The 1,621-nt window shown below is 47.3% G+C and carries 3 protein-coding genes and 2 pseudogenes; 3 read left to right on the top strand and 2 right to left on the bottom strand.

Features of this window, described 5'->3' with window-relative positions:
• A pseudogene (locus tag MES37_RS24305) lies at nucleotides 1–89 on the bottom strand (SymE family type I addiction module toxin); the annotation flags it as partial.
• A gap of 157 nt (nucleotides 90–246) precedes the next feature.
• Between MES37_RS24305 and MES37_RS24300 the strand changes: the two are divergent.
• From MES37_RS24300 to MES37_RS24290, 3 genes are read left to right on the top strand one after another with little or no spacing between them, the layout of a single operon-like run.
• Entirely contained in the window at nucleotides 247–657 is a 411-nt protein-coding gene (locus MES37_RS24300; protein WP_237932816.1) for a hypothetical protein, read from the top strand.
• Nucleotides 658–663: 6 nt separating this feature from the next.
• On the top strand, nucleotides 664–993 hold the full coding sequence (locus tag MES37_RS24295; protein ID WP_337927126.1) for an RNase A-like domain-containing protein: 330 nt from the start codon (nucleotides 664–666) through the stop codon (nucleotides 991–993).
• Between the two features lie 14 nt (nucleotides 994–1,007).
• The gene (locus MES37_RS24290) at nucleotides 1,008–1,295 is read left to right on the top strand and encodes a contact-dependent growth inhibition system immunity protein (protein WP_237932814.1); all 288 of its coding nucleotides are present in this window, start codon (nucleotides 1,008–1,010) and stop codon (nucleotides 1,293–1,295) included.
• 48 nt (nucleotides 1,296–1,343) lie between these two features.
• Here MES37_RS24290 and MES37_RS24285 read toward each other — a convergent pair.
• Nucleotides 1,344–1,586: pseudogene (locus MES37_RS24285) on the bottom strand (SymE family type I addiction module toxin); the annotation flags it as partial.
• Nucleotides 1,587–1,621 lie beyond the last annotated feature (35 nt).

The following is a 1,621-nucleotide window of genomic DNA, read 5'->3' as shown; positions in this document are numbered from 1 at the left end:
GTGAGCACCAGGCAACCCGGCATCACGCGGATCTTCAGTGGTGTACCTGTTGTAAACCCCGCATCTTCCAGCCAGTCGCCCTTAAGTGTGGTTGTTGTGGTTGCTCTTTAACAGCGTTGGGGAAAGTGGCTTACAGGGTGCAAAAGTGCACGTCGGGGGCGTCCGACCATCAGAATGCACAGGCGGAAATGGCCTGCAATATACTGATAGAACTGGGAAAGTTAGTGTTCGCTGGCTGACTTCGCAATGGATAAAGTTGTTGTTGAGAATAATGCGCTGAGTCTGCCAAAAGGTCTGACTGATGTGGGGATGTCACAAACCTCACTCGCCACGCATATGATACAGAACGGGGCTTCGCCGGATGAACTGGCAGCAGCACTGGTCAAGAACTCACAGGGACAAATACCGGAAGGCCAGGATGCTGCGAGAGGCCTGATGGTTGCCTGGGCTGAGTTCTTTGGGGTGCCGGTTAGCGCACTTACGTCGGGTGGAGACATGACACCTGAGAAAGCAGCGGAAATCCTGTCCAGTGGTGTGCCGACCAGCGAAGCTAAGCTGATCCAGTATGTGGCGGCGAAGGCATTTTTGGCAGTGACAAAGACTACTGTTAAAAATGAAACTTGCAACTCTTTGATTTACCATGAAAATTTTGGCTGACATGCGATTGAAAAACATGTTGGGAAGTCAGATGCTGAGTTGATAGTCCGCTTCAAGGAAGAACCTCGTCTGTCTGCATCTTCAAGTTTTTATGATGCTGATACAGCAGATAGAGCTATAGGAAACGGTATTGCCGCTAATAAACAGCAACTAACCAATTGGTTAGCTGGCGATCAGGAACGATTAGTTTTACAACATGAAGAAAAATTCAGCGTCGGGCAAGTAATTCAAAAAGGCACTGAGGCTTCACACCCCTCCAATAAAATCACTATAGTGATCGATAAAGATCCTTTGATGCCGAATGGTTATAGGGTTCATACGGCATATCCTAAATGATAACGGAAGAAAATATGCAATTTGAAAATATCACTTATCTCTTAGGAGCTTATTTTCATCAGGACTGGTTTTATGATGCTCCAACCTCTGATGAAGTGATTAAATACTTTGTTAGTAGAGAATCATCTGAAAAAACCTTAAAGCTTAAACAAGAACTCACAGAGCTTCTCTCATGTGGAGGGGAACTCTCTCAAGAGTTTATTTCGGATCGTAATGGATATTACGATCCGGCAGCAGATGAGTTAACTGTTAAGGAATGGTTAGAAAGAATACTATTTTTACTATCTTCACATGTTAAATGAAAAATCCCGGCCACCTGAGCCGGGATTTTTTTACCTGCCAGCCAGCCGTCAGCCCCACTTCCCCGCTGGCGGCCGTTTAGCTGAAATCACCCCGATAAACTCGAGGATCTGCTGTTGCTTGCGACCTGAAAGTTTAGTGACCTTCTTCAGCGTCTGCATGATCTCCGGCTCTGGCGGCGGTACAGGTAACGGTTCCTGGGCGGTGAGCACCAGACAACCGGGCATCACGCGGATCTTCAGTGGTGTACCTGTTGTAAACCCCGCATCTTCCAGCCAGTCGCCCTTAAGTGTGGTTGTTGTGGTTGCTCTTTAACAGCGTTGGGGAA

Origin of the sequence: Buttiauxella sp. S19-1 (genome assembly GCF_022134725.1) — a bacterium.
GTDB classification, from domain to species: domain Bacteria; phylum Pseudomonadota; class Gammaproteobacteria; order Enterobacterales; family Enterobacteriaceae; genus Buttiauxella; species Buttiauxella ferragutiae.
This window is presented reverse-complemented; position numbering and strand designations above follow the sequence as displayed.